The sequence below is a fragment of the Vagococcus sp. QWL-13 genome, assembly GCF_058683555.1.
The window spans coordinates 1426206-1442908 of record NZ_CM178746.1 but is presented as its reverse complement, the minus strand read 5'-3'; the positions used below and the strand labels follow the sequence as shown (position 1 = coordinate 1442908).

The following is a 16703-nucleotide window of genomic DNA, read 5'->3' as shown; positions in this document are numbered from 1 at the left end:
CTTATGGCAACAAATAAAAAAGGCAGCCCACTTCCCAATACCAGAAGCGGAAACAACAACTCAGGAAGTAAACCTAAAAAAAAGAAAAAGAACATTTTTCTCAAGTTGCTGTTAACTTTATTTTTATTGGGATGTATCGGCTTATTATCTGGTGCCGCTTTGTTTATGCATTATGTAAAAGAAGCACCTGAATTAGACTATGAAAAACTGGAAGATGATTTGTCTTCGGAAATTTTCGCTGCCAATGGAGAATTGATTTATAGTGTGGGCAATAAAAAAAGAGAAGCAATCAAGTCTGAAGAAGTACCTTTTCTTTTAAAAGAGTCCATCATCTCAATCGAAGACAAACGTTTCGAAAAACATATGGGTATAGACCCAATCCGAATTGTCGGTGCAGTCGTTGCCAACTTTAAGAGCAGCGGTTCCGGCGGTCTCCAAGGTGGGAGTACTCTCACCCAGCAGCTCATCAAATTATCTTTCTTTTCAACCAGCAAAGCAGATCAGACCCTTGAACGTAAGGCACAAGAAGCTTGGCTGTCATTGGAGCTGGAAAGACAAAAGTCAAAAGATGAAATTCTGACTTACTATATCAATAAAGTCTACATGGCAAACGGCTTGTACGGTATGAAGACAGCGGCCAAAGCTTATTACAATAAAGAATTGGATGAGCTGACCCTTGCGCAATCTGCTCTTTTTGCCGGTATCCCTCAAGCACCAAATGATTACGACCCTTATGTCAACCCGGAACTGGCGAAGCAGAGACGGGACACAGTTCTGGAACAACTGCGTTTGGATGACAAAATCACAGAAAAAGAATTTCAGGAAGCAGTGAATGAACCCATCGATCACCAACTGCTGCCAGCGGAAGACAATCGGGCACGAAACAAAGTCATCGACAACTATATCTATGAAGTTATTGAAGAAGTTGAAACAAAAACCGATAAAAATATCTTTACAGACGGGTTGAAAATTTATACGAATATAGATATGGAAGCTCAAAACTACTTGTATAACCTACTGAACACCGATAATACGATTCTGTTCCCTAATGATGAGTTTCAAGCGGCAGTGACTGTCTTGGATGTCAATACCGGCAAAGTCGTAGCCCAAATCGGCGGACGGAAAATCCCCGATGATGTTCAGCTGGGAGAAAACCTTGCAACCACAGCAAAACGGGATTTTGCCTCAGCAGTGAAACCAATCAACGTTTATGCTCCGGCAATCGAATATTTGAACTATTCTACCGCTAAAACAATCGTGGATGAACCGTACAAGTACGAAGGAACCAATACTCCATTATACAATTACGACATGAGATATCTCGGACCAATATCATTAAGAGAAGCATTGGTCGATTCACGTAACATCCCTGCGGCTAAAACGATAAAGGAAGTCGGCTTGGACAAATCCCAGGAATTTCTTAATAAACTCCATGTGAAATACGCAGGAGAAAATGTTCAGTCTCGTGCGATCCACGGTGAAACCAATTCATTAGATATGGCGGGAGCCTACGCAGCACTGGCTAACGGCGGTAAATACTACGCCCCTTCTTATATCGAACGGATACAATTTACTGACGGCACAGAAGAAATTTACACTGACAACGGCACCCGTGTCATGAAAGAATCAACCGCCTATATGGTGACAGATATATTGAAAGATGTGTTGAGAAGAGGAACCGGGGTACCGGCAAATATTTCCAACATCGTTCATGCTGGAAAAACCGGGACTTCCAACTATGACGATACAGAAAAAAATAAAGTCATCGGTGATCCATCAGGAGCGCCTAATATCAGTTTTGTAGGTTACACTCCTAACTATGTCATTTCAGTTTGGACAGGCTACTCGGAATATTTCCATTCGATTCCTTATTCGGAACAACAGCTTGCCATGATGATTTATAAATTTATGATGAGCTATATGATGAATGGCGTTGAAGTCAAAGACTGGGTAATGCCCGACAGTGTAGTAAAAATCGGCAATGAACTGTTTGTGAAAGGTTATGAAACCAATCAACGACAGTACACGAGACCTTCCAGTTCCACAAAACCTAGCACAACCTCGGAGAGTACAGAAACTTCGGAAAGTTCCAGTTCTGCTCCTCCGCCTAAGTCATCTGAGTCGAAACCGGAGCCAACACCAGAACCAGAACCAGAACCAGAGCCGCTGCCTGAACCAGAACCGGAGCCGGCACCTGAACCGGAAAATAAACCGGAAGCCGGAACTTCGCCATAAATAAATCAAATAAGAAAAACGGCTCTTTGTCAAATAGGACTGATGAGTAAAAATTAGTTTGGAACTAAGTAGAAGTGAACACTCCTGCTTGGTTCCTTTTTCCGTTATTTTATTTGTATTAAACCATTCATCATAAAAATTCTGATTCTCATGTTACGAAATGATTTAAAGCCGTAGGACACTCGCTTTAGTGTTTTAATATGGGTATTCTTGGCTTCCAATTTGCCATTGGAATACGGGTAAATAAGAGCATTAGTGATGCCTACTTCATACTTTAATAGATTTTGTACTTTCTGTTTAAACTCTTTATCAAGATGTTCCGGCAAGTCTTCCAAGTGTTTGAAAAATAAGGCGACATCTTTGCTCCTAAAGGCGTTCAACAGGTTGTGAAAACAGTGATAGGTATCGTGAAGCCTTTGCGAGTAAGAGAGCAGTCGGTCAATCACCATTCCCTCCGTGAGGAGAGGATATTTAGGAGATCTAAAGCTTCGCCAACTACGATAATTGGTCCAATCAATGTTTTGATAATCCTTTAATAGTAATTTCCAGTTAGTTTTGATTTTTTGGGCTTCATAGAGGTGCCCTTGTTTCCTTAATCGCTTGACTTCCTTCACTCTGAAGTCATTAAACGCAGTATTGATATGTTTAACAATATGAAAACGATCAATGACGATTTTAGCTTGTTTGAAACAGGTTTTCGTTAGCTTAAAATAAGCCGCATTCATGTCTGTGACGAGAAAGTCTACTTGATTTAATGCTTCTTGAGGATAACGGTTAAAGTGCTTTTCTAACTTGTTGTGTTGTCGACTCGGTAAAATATCCACAAGTTTCCCAGAGTCACCATCGGCACAAATAAACGTCATCTTATCTTCCCGCGTCGCATGAGACCGGAATTCATCAACCATTAGGACAGTGGGTAAAGCAGCTTTTACTTGGCTGTTAGGCACGTAGGCTTCTAGACTTCGAAGAAGTCTGATCACTGTCGTGATAGACACATGACAGAGTTTGGCAATGAGGGTATACGAGATTTTCTCCTTTAAAAGATCTAAAATTTTAAACTTGATGTGCTCTGAAATAAAACAATTTTCTTTAACAAAGTAAGGACTAGCGGTGGTGTATGAGTGACAATTGCGACAAAAATACTTCTGCTTTTTTAACTTCATCACGGTGGGCATATGATGATAGTCCTCCAACCGAATCATAGAAGATTTAGTCCCATTTTTAACGACCCTATACTTCCCCTCATGGTCCATAGGACTTGAACCGCATACTTGGCAAACTTTAGGAGCGGGTAAATAATCAGCTTCAATAATCAGTGTTTGCCTGTCTTGATAGGCTTCTTTAGAAACAGCTAAAATAGTTAGATCAGGGTCTATAATTCTTAGTAATTTTTTGATATCATGTGTCATAGCATATAGTTCTCCTTACTGTTTAGGTTAGACGCTTTAATAGTAACAGAAGAACTATATGTTTTTTTATTTAATACAAAAAAATGGGATTGATGAATCAATTTTTGATTCATCAGTCCCATAAATTATAGAGCCAGAAAAACCCCAACGGACAGCACTCTATCTAGCCGTTTGGGGTTTTTACATGTATTGGTCTAAGTTTGTTATTTGATTGGACGGAGTCATAACCATCACAACCTTTGCCCGTTTGCCATTTTATGCGGATGAATAATCATCCCGCAGATTAAAACAAAAAAATCAAACTCTGGATTTTCCTTCCGCACAAAGATAAAGCAGCGGACATTCACTGCATTTGGGATTTCGCGCCAGGCAGTGATAGCGTCCGAAAAAAATTATGCGATGGTGAGTATCGACCCAACGCTCTTTAGGAATTTTTTTCATCAAGGCTTCTTCAACTTCTAAAACAGTTGCCGATTTTTTTACAATTCTTAAACGTTTTGAAACTCTTTCCACATGGGTGTCCACAGCAATCGCAGGGACTCCAAAAGCATCTCCGGCTACCACGTTAGCTGTTTTTCGTCCCACACCGGGCAGAGTCATCAATTCCTTGATGGTTTGGGGAACTTCCCCATGATACTGTTCAATCAGCATTTGGCAACAGCCTTTAATATGTTTTGCTTTATTTCTGAAAAGTCCGATAGTCCGGATGGATTCTTCGATTTCTTCCAAAGGTGCTTCAGCGAACGCTTCAGGCGTGGGAAATTTTTCAAATAAAGCCGGAGTGATTTTGTTGACAGAGACATCTGTCGCCTGTGCACTTAAAATCACTGCAATCAGCAGCTCAAATGGATTTCTGTGTATCAACTCTCCTCTGGCATCTGGAAACATCTCCGCCATTATTTCAATAGCTTCCAAGGTTTTCTTCTTTGACAGCAACTCATTTCCTCCTACTTCTGCGATTGATTATTTGGATCCAGCCAATTATACAACGGCACTCGCGCCTGCTTTTTTTGTTCCTTGTCAAACTGCCGTTTATCATTTTCTGAAACTGATTTTTTACGGCGATTCAACTCTTCAAGAACTTGATTTTTTGTTTTTAAATTTTTCCGTTCCCAACTGAGAAGGACCCGGTCCATATATTTTAAATTATATGCCTGATTAAGAACGGCTTCCCGCAACGCTAAATGAATCAGCTGTATAGAATATTTATCGTCTTCGATCCAGTAGCCGATCGTTTCCCTTTCAATGGGCGACAACATCCTGCCGAATTCTTTTTCGAAAGATTGGTACAATTGGACGACGTCCTGTTCATCAGCAGCCGACTGCTCTTTTTGTTTCAGTGAAACCAAGTAATTATCAATTAATTCAAAAATCAAAAATAAGTTGTATTGATCAGCCTGTCTGCCTTGTGCATCCTTAACAGATTCCATTTTGATGGCTTTTTTTCTTAACAGTCCCTGGACAGTTTCATAAACGTCTTTTAAGGAAATCTCCATTGTTGAAGCAATTTCCTCCATGTCGGGAAACAAATCACCCTTATCGTGATACATGACAAGCTGCAAATATAAGGCAAGCTCGGTCTCGCTTAACCCAATTTTTTTATAATATTTAATAACCAAATTAGATACATTAGTTGACCCTTCTTGTAAAAATTCAGATAGTTTTAACATTGCACTCACTCTCTTTTCTAGACTCTAGTATATCAATTTTTACAATGGATTGTTAGTTTGAAAGTTAGAAAAAATATCTTGGTGGCTTTAAGCATTGCTGGTAGGCAATCTTGGTGATTTTTATTGAGGCAAAAAATTTATAACAATTCTTGTTTTAATAATTTGCCAAAATAAAAAGTCAGGCAGCATGCCCAACCTTTAGGTCAATAAATTCAACAATCTGACATTCCATTTGACAAGATCCACGTAAAAGAAATTTCCCCCATCCCGGTAGAGATAGCCGCCATTGTGCAGGATAGAACGGGGCGTTAAATAGCGGTACTCAACTCCAGTGTTGTTCCCTAGTGCCGGAGCCAAAATATTTTTAGAATATTCCTCTGCAAGGTCAATAGTGTGGACTCCCCCCCGTTCGCTCACATAATTAATATAGTTCAAACCAAAATTATAGGCTTGGACGGCAGTCCAGATGTCAGTATTTAAAATTTCCGATTGATGAATAGCTTCGGACAAAAACTTTATCCCTGAGTCCAGACTTTCATCTGCATCCCTTATTTCATCTTTTTTGCCATATTTACTTTCACTGCTTTGCATGAGATCCACATGATTCCCCTTAGATTCAGTAAAAATAATCGCTAAGACAATGTCACGATATTCGCCGATATCATAATAGTCTACTAAAGTTTCCACTTGAGACTGCCATTGGTTGATTTGATCAACTCTCTGTTTACTTATATATAAATATCTGCCAAAAAACAGCAAAAGAACTACTAAAATTAGAAAGAAGAAACGTTTCAGCGGATGTCTTCTTTTTTTCTTCATATTAGGTGTCACCCTTCTAGTAAAAATCATTTGATGAATTCACATCATACTATATTTTTAATGCCGTGAGTAGTTTTTCGCTGTTCCTTAGTTGTTTTTTAAAAAATGGTATCCAGTATAAAAATGTCATCAAAAAAACAATAAACCAAAAAGAAAACCGTTTGATTTATTGCTATTTTTTGATAAGCAGACAAGTTTAAAACTCCATCAACGTTAAGATATCATAGCCTTCGATTTTTTCCCGTCCTTTTAAATCCATCAATTCTACCAAGAAAACACATCCGACTACGATGCCCCCCAGCTTTTCAATTAATTGGATGGTCGCAGCGATAGTGCCTCCGGTTGCCAGCAGGTCATCACAAATCAAGACTCTCTGACCGGGTTTAATGGCGTCTTTATGGATAGTCAAAGTGGCATGACCGTATTCTAAAGCATAATCTACTTCAACGGTTTCACGGGGCAGCTTTCCTTTCTTACGAGCAGGAGCAAAACCGACACCTAATTCATAAGCCACCGGACATCCGATAATAAACCCACGTGCCTCCGGACCTACGATCATATCAATCTTTTTTTCTTTAGCATATGCGACAATCTGATTTGTTGCCTCACGATAAGCCTTTCCGTCTCCCATGAGCGGTGAAATATCTCTAAAAATCACCCCTTTTGTCGGATAGTCTGGAATACTTGCAATATAGTCTTTTAAGTTCATGTTATTTCCTCCCATTAAAAAAGATGCTTTTCCACGTCTTTCACGCTGCCGTATAATAATAGTTTTTCTGTCAAAACTTTTTGTTCCCGTAATTGATAGCTCTTACTTTCATTTAACGACATCCCATGTAAAACTTCTTTTTTTCGCAAAACACCATCTTCTATTGTAACAAATTCCAAATCAAAAAACACTTGAATCATAAAAATTATCAAACTTTCTTCAATTTTCAAATAATTGGCAATCAAAGAAGTTTTATGACGGACATCCAGCTCTTTTTCCTGTTGAATTAGTTTAAATAATTTAGCAAATTGCTCCCGGCTAGGTAAGCCATTTAAATAGCATTTTTCGCTGGAATACAGCAGCAAATATAACCGTTCTGCCTGATACGCTTGTACAATCGTACGGGCTTGTGCCACTGTGCTGGGACAATCCAACAGAACCAGAGAGCGATAGTCAACAGTCGAAACTGCTCCGCCGTTCGTTAACTCTTCAAAAGAAAAAATTCTCTCTACCGAAAGATTTCTGAACACACTGCGATTTTTTTCATCGAACAAAACGAATAACGCATCTTCCAGTCGGGATAATTCTTCCATCCGATGGAGCTGTTCACGATAATCAAACAACTGGTTGCCTGTGACTTGAAAATCTTTCAACAGCAACTGTGGTTTTTTTATGCCGTTCCAGACATTCAAGCCAATCGTTCCCACCACCGAAAGCTCTTCGGCACTCTCAAATTCACTGGCCTCGTCTCCAAAACCAAATCCAATCGTGTCAAGCGTTTGGCCAGAGGACTCTAGCACTAATTTTAAATGTTTTTTATCGGCACCGATTCGTCTGCTTTCTTTGATACTGATATTATTAAAAAGGAAATTGGGACTGGGGTTGTCAGTTCCGAATGGTTCAAGCAGCTGCAAATCTTCAATTAATGATTCAGAAATATCTGCTACCGACAGACTGTCTTCAACTGGTAACGGAGCTCCGATTGAAAAATCAATCCCCATCGACGAGACCTGTTCGTTAAGCATTTGACTGACCCGTGCCAGCTGGCTAGCTTCCATGGAAAGCCCTGCAGCCATATGATGACCGCCAAATTTTTCTAAATAATTTGCCGCAGTTTGCAGCAGTTCGTATAAATTAACTGCTTCGATACTCCGGCCTGAACCTTTAGCAATCCCGGTGCCCGAATCAACCGATAAAATCAGGACGGGGCGGTTAGTTGCCTGTACGATATGACTGGCAACGATTCCTAATACGCCTTCATGCCAGCCTTCCTTCGCCAAAACATAAATATTTTGCGGTCCAGATTCCTGAACCATCGCCATTGCTTCTTTTTTTATATCCGCAACGATTTTTTGTCTTTGCTCATTCTTTTTCTGAATGTCTTTGGCGATTGTTTCCGCTTCGTTCGTATCAAAGGTGCTCAGTAACTGAACGCCCGGTGTAGGATCTCCCAATCGACCAATGGCATTCAACCGCGGACCGATACCAAAACCAATCGTTTCAGAACTGACAGACGAAAGCTCAATCCCTGCTGCCTCACTCAATGCTTGCAAACCAATGCGGTGAGTTTGACGCATATATTCTATCCCTAATTTAACTAAGACACGGTTCTCCCCTGTCAATGACACTAAATCGGCAATGGTACCAATGGCAACCAAGTCAAGTAATTCTTCGGGAATTTCTTCTAATAAGGCCGATGCTACTTTGAAAGCCACACCCACACCTGCTAAGTCTCCGAAAGGATAATTTCCTTTAGGATGTCTGGGATGAACCACCGCATAGGCTTCAGGTAAGTTTTCAGGAAGCTCATGATGGTCTGTGATGATTACATCGACTCCCGCAGCATTGGCGTAATTCACCGCTTCGTGACCGCTCACACCGTTATCTACTGTGACGATCAGCTCTGTCCCTTCTTCAATCAAACGTTGATAAACATCTACATTAGGGCCATAGCCATCAGTAAAGCGATTAGGTAAATAGACTGACACTTCCCCTCCCACAAGTTCGATAGCTTCCTTCAAAACTGTTGCACTGGTAATACCATCTGCATCATAGTCGCCGTAAATCACTATTTTTTGACCAGAGGCTATACCTGAACGAAGCCGCTCAATGGCTTTTTCCATATCAAAAAAAAGAAAAGGATCATGAAGCTCCTCAATTGTGGGATTAAAAAAAAGTTCCAATTGCTTCTCGGTAGTTATATTTCTTTTTGCCAGTAATTCTCCAAGAAAACGAGAGATATTATTTTTTTCCAACCAACGGACAACTTCCGTTGGTATTTCCACTTGCGTTTTTTCCCAATGGAAATGAGATTTTCTCATTTTTCAATCACTCCCAACCTATTCATTATAGCAAATTTCCTCTTGATAGATAACCGTAGAAGCATTTATATTTTAGTATGGTTTCAAAATTAATAAAAGTTTGGAGATTAAAAATTAAATTTTTCAACTAATACTCTTCATAACAATCAAAACCCCCAGGATATACTGGAGGTTTTGATTGTTAAAAAAAATAAATTAAAAAAATGATATCAGATATAGCAACCTTGGAGCTGCTTTCAATACTCCTATGGTCTATGCAACAAAAGAAGCAAGATAAAAAGTAAAACTCGCACGGGAAGAAATAACATAATCACTAGTGAGAAATATAATGGCAGCTTATACGAACCAACGTTTGTTTTCCTGTAATTAATAATTGAAAAGATGAAAATCAATAAATTTCCGATATAAAATATCCCTCTTGATAATGGCAGATAAAGGTAGCTAAGATAGCGAATATCAGTATATAAAAAATAAAAATATGGAATGGCAAGTAAAGTTGAGACAACAAGCAGTATTCTTGGTATTGTTATTACCTTTTTCATAAAAATCCCACCTAACTCCATTTTTTTGCAAGTATTTTGGACATTACTTTTTTCTAAGAAGCAATTGTATCAAAACGCAGCTGTAGACTCACTTTAACAAAAAATAATACTCTAGGAGAACAAAAAAGTTAGTTAAGAAAGGAATCAACATGGGAATTATCGAAAAAAATATAGGAACCATATAGGAAATATTTTTCGCTTTTTTGTAATATATTATGGATATTATAAAAATCATAAAATTACCAATGTAAAATACTCCTTTAGATAACGAGCCGTAGAGGTAAAAAAGATAGCGATTATTGTCTGTAAGCGAAAGATAGTAATAGGGAATCGTACATAAAATAGAAATAAGAAGCAGTATTCTTGGTTTACTGATTACTTTTTGCATAAAAATCCCCCCTTATTTTCTTTCATTATAGCAGTCGTAATTACGTTGTTGCAACCCTTTACAACTATTCTGGTTTGGAGAAAAGATAAATTAAAAAGAAGGCGAATCGCCTTCTTTCAATCATCGTAATCTTCTTCGATATTAAACACACTGCCAGTTAATTCTGAAAATTCCTGTTCTAATTGCCGGATGCGTCTGTCCTTTAATTCCAACTCATTCTCGAATTCATGATGATAGTGATGGATTTCTTTCTCCACCCTTTCTTCAAGATTTTCCTGAAGGTCTTGATACTCTTTAGTTAATTGTTTGATTATTTTTTTCTGACGCAAATGGGAGGTCAGCCACAGTAAAAAAACAACTAAAGCACCGACAAATGCAGACCCAAGAATAACATAAATCAATGGCACGTAAAATGTAGCTACTCCAAAATCAAGTGTGACCTTAGCCGTGTTCATCACAGCAAAAATAATCACAAGTAAAACTAATACTGCACTTACAACGACTTTCCACTGTCTGCCCATCTTGCCACCTCTTTCATTTATTTATGATTAAAAACCGATGCCGCTAAAAAATCGCCGATATGGGGAAATAATGTATACATCTTACTTGCAATTTCCATGATTCCCGGCGCATTGATTTCTCTTTTCGGGCGGTTAAAATTATTCATAATTTTCCGGCTTAGCTTGACTGGATCTAAAACAAAGGAATCTACAGATTTCAAATAATCCCCCGATTCATCTGCAATATCAAAAAAATCTGTTTCGATTGGACCGGGGTTCACCGTCGTGACATAAATGTTCAACGGTTTTAATTCCAAACGCAAGGCATTAGAAAATCCCAAAACGGCAAATTTAGTTGCGGAGTAGATGGTACTTTTTTGGGTGGCCATCTTTGCCGCCTGAGAAGCAATGTTTATGATGTGCCCCTGCCCTTCATCAGCCATCTTCAAAGCGATTTTTTGGGTCAAATACATCAATCCCAGTACGTTGACACGAAACATCCGTTCAGCAGTTGCCATATCAAATTCAAGAAAATTGCGGAATAGACCAAAACCTGCATTATTCACCAAAATATCTATTTTAGGAAATTTATCAAAAATTTGCTGACAAACTTCCCCTATCCTTTCAGGTTCTGCAATGTTTAATTCGTAACAATAAGCTTGATTTCCGGAAAGTTCTTTGCATTTTTGACAAACTAAAATCAATTCCTCTACTCTTCGGGCACATACAATGACCGTCGCTCCCTGTTTCGCCGACTCATAGGCTATTTGCTCCCCCAGTCCCGAGGAGCCTCCAGTAATCAGGACAACTTGATTGGACAATTTCTTCATCTCATCCGCTCCTCTTTACGAAATGGTATTTCGAAACAATCAAAATCTCTGACCACTCTTGTATGAGGGAAGATTTTTTTCGCTTCATTTTCCATCAATTTCATATCTTTAGCTAAATATCTGGCACTGATGTGGGTCAGATATAATTGCTTAACATTTTTTTCCTTGGCAACTTTTGCCGCTTGAGAAGCTGTTGAGTGAAAATAAGCATTGGCCATTCTATATTCTTCCGATAAAAATGTACTTTCATGAACCAGAACATCCGCATCTTGAGCAAGTATTCCTATATTTTGATGGGGTCTGGTATCTCCCAGAATCGTGACGATGCGCCCCTTTTGATCCGGACCGACAAAATCCTTGCCGTCAATTTCACGTCCGTCATCTAAAATGATTTTTTCTCTGTTTTTGATTTTGCCATAGACTGGTCCTGATGGGATACCAAGGGCTTTCACCTTTTCCACCAGCAATTCGCCGGGGTGATCCATTTCACGGATACGAAAGCCATAACTCTTAATCCGGTGATCTAAAGGAAGACAAGTAATCTCAAATTGATGATCTTTATAAATAACTCCACCATCCTCGATTTCTGTATAGATGATAGGATATTTTAAATGAGAGTCGGAAATGTTTAAACTCGTCTCTACAAACTTCTTGATACCGACTGGTCCGATAATAGTCAGCGGAGACTCACCGCCTTGAAAAGAACGGCTGCTCAGCAAGCCGGGCAAACCAAAAATATGATCCCCGTGCAAGTGAGTGATAAAAATCTTTTCTATTTTCCTCGGGCGGATACTGGTTTTCAAAATCTGCTGTTGGGTACCCTCTCCACAATCAAAAAGCCAAATCGCATTTCTTTCGTCTAAAAGTTTCAGAGCAATCCCGGTTACGTTGCGTTGTCTCGAAGGAACACCTGCTCCTGTACCTAAAAATTCTATTTCCATATGACACCTAAACTTTCTAAAATTCATTGATAAAAATAGCCGAGACTCAGTGTCTCAGCTACTATTTTAAAGCATTAGTCAACAAACTCAAAGACAAAATCTTCAATTCGCACCAAATCGCCATCTTTGGCCCCTCGTTGACGCAACTCTGCATCAACTCCCATGCCGCGAAGTTGTCTGGAAAATCTCATGATGCTTTCATCACGTTCTAAATTAGTCATTTTGAATAAACGTTCCAGCTTCTCGCCAAAAATGACCCACGTGCCGTCCGGATCACGGGTAATCTCGAAATCCGGCTGACTGTCTGCAAAAGAATAAACCACGTTGGTATCTGTAGCAAGCTCTTCTTCGTAAAGTGGAAACTCAGGCGTAATTTCAATCAAATCAGCTGTGGCAGTCAGCAAGCCATCTATCCCTTGATGTGCGATGCCCGACACTGGAAAAACGACTGGCGCTTCTTTTCCTGCCCAATGCTCTGCCAGCTTCAACTTAAATTCTTGCAAATTGTCTTCTGCATCAGGCATATCCATTTTATTGGCGACAATGATTTGCGGTCGTTCCATCAAGCGCAAATTGTGGGCTTCCAACTCTTGATTAATAATCAAATAGTCTTCAAAAGGGTCGCGCCCTTCCATACCGCTCATGTCAATTACATGGAGCAGCACCCGAGTACGTTCGATATGGCGTAAAAACTGTGTCCCCAACCCCACACCTTGGGAAGCTCCTTCGATCAGCCCCGGCAAATCTGCCATGGCAAAACTCCGGCCGTCTTTTAATGCAACCATACCAATGTTCGGTGCTAAAGTTGTAAAATGATAATCGCCGATTTTTGGCTTGGCTTTTGAGACAACGGACAACAGTGTGGACTTACCGACAGACGGAAACCCGACCAATCCCACATCAGCAAGTATTTTCAATTCTAAATCCAGACGGAATTCTTCACCCGGTTCGCCGTTTTCTGCAATTTCTGGCGCAGGATTGGCTGGTGTGGCAAATCGGATATTCCCCCGTCCGCCCCGTCCGCCTTTTGCAACTGTCAAACGTTCTCCGTGCTCCGTTAAATCTCCCAACAGACGTCCGCTTTCTTTTTCACGAATGGTTGTCCCCGGAGGAATAGCAACCACCAAATCATCCGCTCCCCGACCGTGCATACCTTTACGCATACCGTTTTCTCCGGTCTTGGCACGAAAATGTTTATTGAAGCGGAAATCCATCAAAGTTCTCAACCCTTCATCCACTTCAAAAATAACGTCTCCTCCGCGGCCGCCGTCACCGCCGGCTGGTCCGCCCTCGGGTACATATTTTTCTCTTCTAAATGCAACCATTCCATCGCCGCCATCGCCGGCTTTGACATCAATCGTCACCTGATCTAAAAACATGGACATTTTTTTGTCCTCCTATTCCTATCAAATCCTTTACTATTTTACTGATATTATAGGTTTTTGTCCAATCATTTATCGTTTCTGCATCTATTCAGAAAATAGTTGCAGAAAAACGCTTCTTGGATAGAATCAATTTCTATAATTTCCCCTTCCATTATGATATACACCTCCTACTCTAAATGATTATTTTCAAAACAGTTTCCCCTATCCCGTCATCATCTGGGATTATTAATGACAAAGGTAATAAAATAAATAAGATTGTTTATTTTTCTGGCTAAACATGATGAATTGAGATAAAATTTTATATAGAAGGGAGCGGGTGACGATGAAAAAAAACAGATGGCTGATTTTGCTTTTAGGATTGGCTTTTGCACTTACCGCTTGTACTCAAACAGAAGATGGAAATAACACGCAACATTCTTCTCACAGTGATGTGGTGAAACCTGCCACAACAGAAATAAAAACCGGCAACACAGAGGAAACTGCCGAGTCAATCAATCAGACAGAGACGACGGTCAACAAAAACTCTGCAAACAAAACAACAGAAACCTCTTCCGCAGAAGAAAATTTGATCAAAACTGAGGAACAAGCGATTAACACTTTGACTGCTTATTTGGAAGAAAATGATGATATTTATTATATGATGTGGCGGGAAACTGAGGATTCTTATGTAATCAAATTAGTTTCAAAAAGTATACAAGAAAAAGGCGGCAGCGGAACAGCCGGCTTTTATGAAGTATTCAAAAAAGACGGAAACATCAAAGAAAAAGATTATTAAACTATCAAGCATATCCGTCCCGTGGATATGCTTTTTTTCTTAGAGCACGCCAAAACAAAGAGGCCTTGAATATAACCATCCTTTTTGTTTCTTGTGATATGATGGTATAAGAAAATAAAATAAATGGCGGTGTTTTAATATGTCTGATGACAAGATGACTTCAATCAATTTAGGGAGCAACACGGAAAGATGGCTCAACTATGCAAAGGTAACCTTGCCTAAAGAGTGCCCAAACTGTCATCATGCCATCTTGCCGATACGAAATAGTTCGGAAGTATTTAAATATGCGAAAGAAACACATTTGCAAGTTTTTTCATGGAAATGTCCCCAATGTTTTGACAACTATGTCACGTTTCACACCCGGCGTAATTTAAGTGATGTTAATGCCAGATTTTTAGGCATCACACCACCCATTCATAAGCGGAAATTCAGCGAACAATTGACCAGTTTGTCTCCCCGGTTCACTGAAATCTATCATCAAGCTTCCAGCTGTGAAGCTGAAAATAATTTGACCTTGGCTGCTATTGGATATAAATTCGCATTGGAAATTTTAGTTAAGGATTTTGCCATCGCCATTTTGAATGTGCCTGAGGACGAGATTTCTGCTAAACCTCTATATCAATGCATTGAAGACTACTTACCAAGAATGACCTATATTGCTTCAACTAAACTGAGCCAACTGAAAGGCTCTACTTTCCAACATCACTATCAAAAATTCGAACCAGAAGCTTTTAATGAATTCAAATTCTATCTCAATGCTCTGATAGACCTGATTGCTGTTGAACTCAGACTTCAATCGAGCCTTTCCTCTTTTCCAGAAGAATCAAAATAAAAAAGAAAAAAATCTGGTCCACTAACTGACTTCAATCTCGAAACAAAGACTTTTACAAATTAATAATCCCATGAAATCACTTCTACCACACAGTGATTTCATGGGATTTTCTCTTTTTTAAAAAATTTTTGGAACAGTCTTTTTGTGAGGTTTTCTTGATTTTACTTGTCTTCGATAAGCTTGAAGTTTGACCAAGGTTTCAAGAAATCCAGCAAGAATAATTCGCTGTCGGTAATTTTCCCCACCACATTCACACGCCCGTCATTCTCCATTTCTTTCAGAGCGATTTGTGTTTCTCCTTTGTATTGCCCATAACCTTCATTGTCTATCAGCACATCGCCTTTTGTAATAGCCACAGTGTTATGTGCAGGAAATGCTTTGTCTTTATAGTAAACCCGGGTCATGGTTGAGCGCAGCATATAGGCCGAACGGTCTCCCCGGTAACTGTGCAAATTATCAAACAAGCAGATACGTTCAGCTTCTGTTATTTCTTCATGGGGTACCACTTTTATTGAAGGATAATCTGCAAAGAATGCTTCGGACATCGCTTTTAATTCCTCTTCTGAGGCATAGGCGTTGCCAATCGTAATATCATCAATCAGACCTGTCAGCACCAAATGCTTGACTTGCGTACTGATTTCAAGAGTCCGGTGATCTTCTAAAGTACACAAGCCATCTTGTGTCGGCCACGGACCAAAGGTGGCGTCTTGAGAATTTACAAAAGCCATCGTGTTTAAATTATGCTTTCTGAATTTTTCTGAACACGCAACAAAATGATTATAATCTAGACCGGAATAACGGTGAGGATAAAAATTATGTGATCCCAGCAGATTTTTCTGATTAGGAGAAAAGCTCATGATATTATCCACATAGCTGGTCCCTGCACTCATGTTGATTTCGATTTTCAAACCATAAGGATTGCGGGTCATACGTGCTTCTTCTTGGCCTGTCATCCCGATATCCAAGCGAATACCATCGGCCCCCAGCTCATGGAAAAAAGACAAGTCATTATAAGAAACACCTAGTTGATCAAACAGCGCCGGATTGATATCCACCATGACCTCAAAATCAAGAGAATTCGCATAGTCCACAACTGCTTTGAAATCACTCAACACTTTTTCTTTATCATCTTTAATTTGAAGCAGGCTGGTAAATACACGTTTGAATCCATATTTGTGAGCCAAATCCAAATACGCTTTGTCCTTCTCAAAAGTTGATTTTTCTGGGTAAATCGAAATTCCAAGTTTTCCCATTCCTACATTCCTCCCGAATTTAGTTTCTTAAAATAACATTATAACAAATAATTTAGAACTGTGTTTAAAAAGACTCACTTACATAAAATTTTTC

14 protein-coding genes are annotated in these 16703 nt (G+C 39.5%); 3 read left to right on the top strand and 11 right to left on the bottom strand.

The window, feature by feature from the left end; genetic code table 11:
- Window positions 1-3 precede the first annotated feature (3 nt).
- A complete protein-coding gene (locus tag AC4PHI_RS06665) occupies window positions 4-2235 on the top strand; it encodes a PBP1A family penicillin-binding protein (protein ID WP_492199142.1) in 2232 nt (743 codons plus the stop codon).
- Between the two features lie 104 nt (window positions 2236-2339).
- On the opposite strand, the gene AC4PHI_RS06660 is transcribed toward AC4PHI_RS06665, so the two are convergent.
- From AC4PHI_RS06660 to obgE, 10 genes are all read right to left on the bottom strand, one after another.
- Window positions 2340-3644, bottom strand: coding sequence for an ISL3 family transposase (locus AC4PHI_RS06660; RefSeq protein WP_492199141.1), 1305 nt, complete (start codon window positions 3642-3644; stop codon window positions 2340-2342).
- Between the two features lie 297 nt (window positions 3645-3941).
- The gene (gene nth, locus AC4PHI_RS06655; RefSeq protein ID WP_492199140.1) at window positions 3942-4580 is read right to left on the bottom strand and encodes an endonuclease III; all 639 of its coding nucleotides are present in this window, start codon (window positions 4578-4580) and stop codon (window positions 3942-3944) included.
- Window positions 4581-4591: 11 nt separating this feature from the next.
- Entirely contained in the window at window positions 4592-5314 is a 723-nt protein-coding gene (locus AC4PHI_RS06650) for a DnaD domain protein (protein WP_492199139.1), read from the bottom strand.
- A gap of 198 nt (window positions 5315-5512) precedes the next feature.
- Window positions 5513-6133, bottom strand: coding sequence for a lysozyme family protein (locus tag AC4PHI_RS06645; protein ID WP_492199138.1), 621 nt, complete (start codon window positions 6131-6133; stop codon window positions 5513-5515).
- Between the two features lie 196 nt (window positions 6134-6329).
- A complete protein-coding gene (locus tag AC4PHI_RS06640; protein ID WP_492199137.1) occupies window positions 6330-6842 on the bottom strand; it encodes an adenine phosphoribosyltransferase in 513 nt (170 codons plus the stop codon).
- Window positions 6843-6856: 14 nt separating this feature from the next.
- Window positions 6857-9163: a single-stranded-DNA-specific exonuclease RecJ gene (recJ, locus tag AC4PHI_RS06635; RefSeq protein ID WP_492199136.1), complete on the bottom strand. Its 2307-nt coding sequence runs from the start codon at window positions 9161-9163 to the stop codon at window positions 6857-6859.
- 1046 nt (window positions 9164-10209) lie between these two features.
- Window positions 10210-10614 (bottom strand): LapA family protein, encoded by a 405-nt coding sequence (locus tag AC4PHI_RS06630; RefSeq protein ID WP_492199135.1) that lies wholly within the window; start codon window positions 10612-10614, stop codon window positions 10210-10212.
- 17 nt (window positions 10615-10631) lie between these two features.
- The gene (locus AC4PHI_RS06625; protein ID WP_492199134.1) at window positions 10632-11423 is read right to left on the bottom strand and encodes an SDR family NAD(P)-dependent oxidoreductase; all 792 of its coding nucleotides are present in this window, start codon (window positions 11421-11423) and stop codon (window positions 10632-10634) included.
- Complete coding sequence (rnz, locus tag AC4PHI_RS06620) at window positions 11420-12364, bottom strand: ribonuclease Z (RefSeq protein ID WP_492199133.1); 945 nt, start codon at window positions 12362-12364, stop codon at window positions 11420-11422. The genes AC4PHI_RS06625 and rnz overlap by 4 nt, the downstream gene beginning before the upstream one ends.
- 74 nt (window positions 12365-12438) lie before the next feature.
- Window positions 12439-13749: a GTPase ObgE gene (gene obgE / locus AC4PHI_RS06615; RefSeq protein WP_492199132.1), complete on the bottom strand. Its 1311-nt coding sequence runs from the start codon at window positions 13747-13749 to the stop codon at window positions 12439-12441.
- Between the two features lie 322 nt (window positions 13750-14071).
- Here obgE and AC4PHI_RS06610 point away from each other — a divergent pair, with 322 nt between their 5' ends.
- Window positions 14072-14524 carry a hypothetical protein gene (locus tag AC4PHI_RS06610; RefSeq protein ID WP_492199131.1) on the top strand — a complete coding sequence of 151 codons (453 nt, stop codon included), beginning with the start codon at window positions 14072-14074 and terminating at the stop codon, window positions 14522-14524.
- Window positions 14525-14663: 139 nt separating this feature from the next.
- Window positions 14664-15356, top strand: coding sequence for a hypothetical protein (locus AC4PHI_RS06605; RefSeq protein WP_492199130.1), 693 nt, complete (start codon window positions 14664-14666; stop codon window positions 15354-15356).
- A 161-nt stretch (window positions 15357-15517) separates the two neighbouring features.
- Here AC4PHI_RS06605 and AC4PHI_RS06600 read toward each other — a convergent pair whose 3' ends face one another.
- Window positions 15518-16609, bottom strand: a complete 1092-nt coding sequence (locus AC4PHI_RS06600) for a DUF871 domain-containing protein (protein WP_492199129.1) — start codon at window positions 16607-16609, stop codon at window positions 15518-15520.
- Between the last annotated feature and the right edge of the window lie 94 nt (window positions 16610-16703).

Excerpts from the sequence above, each read along its gene's own strand:
- AC4PHI_RS06665 (WP_492199142.1), top strand. The coding sequence starts at position 4 with ATGGCAACAAATAAAAAAGGCAGCCCACTTCCCAATACCAGAAGCGGA.
- AC4PHI_RS06660 (WP_492199141.1), bottom strand. The coding sequence starts at position 3,644 with ATGACACATGATATCAAAAAATTACTAAGAATTATAGACCCTGATCTA.
- AC4PHI_RS06650 (WP_492199139.1), bottom strand. The coding sequence starts at position 5,314 with ATGTTAAAACTATCTGAATTTTTACAAGAAGGGTCAACTAATGTATCT.
- AC4PHI_RS06645 (WP_492199138.1), bottom strand. The coding sequence starts at position 6,133 with ATGAAGAAAAAAAGAAGACATCCGCTGAAACGTTTCTTCTTTCTAATT.
- AC4PHI_RS06640 (WP_492199137.1), bottom strand. The coding sequence starts at position 6,842 with ATGAACTTAAAAGACTATATTGCAAGTATTCCAGACTATCCGACAAAA.
- AC4PHI_RS06625 (WP_492199134.1), bottom strand. The coding sequence starts at position 11,423 with ATGAAGAAATTGTCCAATCAAGTTGTCCTGATTACTGGAGGCTCCTCG.
- AC4PHI_RS06630 (WP_492199135.1), bottom strand. The coding sequence starts at position 10,614 with ATGGGCAGACAGTGGAAAGTCGTTGTAAGTGCAGTATTAGTTTTACTT.
- AC4PHI_RS06610 (WP_492199131.1), top strand. The coding sequence starts at position 14,072 with ATGAAAAAAAACAGATGGCTGATTTTGCTTTTAGGATTGGCTTTTGCA.
- AC4PHI_RS06600 (WP_492199129.1), bottom strand. The coding sequence starts at position 16,609 with ATGGGAAAACTTGGAATTTCGATTTACCCAGAAAAATCAACTTTTGAG.
- recJ (WP_492199136.1), bottom strand. The coding sequence starts at position 9,163 with ATGAGAAAATCTCATTTCCATTGGGAAAAAACGCAAGTGGAAATACCA.
- AC4PHI_RS06605 (WP_492199130.1), top strand. The coding sequence starts at position 14,664 with ATGTCTGATGACAAGATGACTTCAATCAATTTAGGGAGCAACACGGAA.
- obgE (WP_492199132.1), bottom strand. The coding sequence starts at position 13,749 with ATGTCCATGTTTTTAGATCAGGTGACGATTGATGTCAAAGCCGGCGAT.
- rnz (WP_492199133.1), bottom strand. The coding sequence starts at position 12,364 with ATGGAAATAGAATTTTTAGGTACAGGAGCAGGTGTTCCTTCGAGACAA.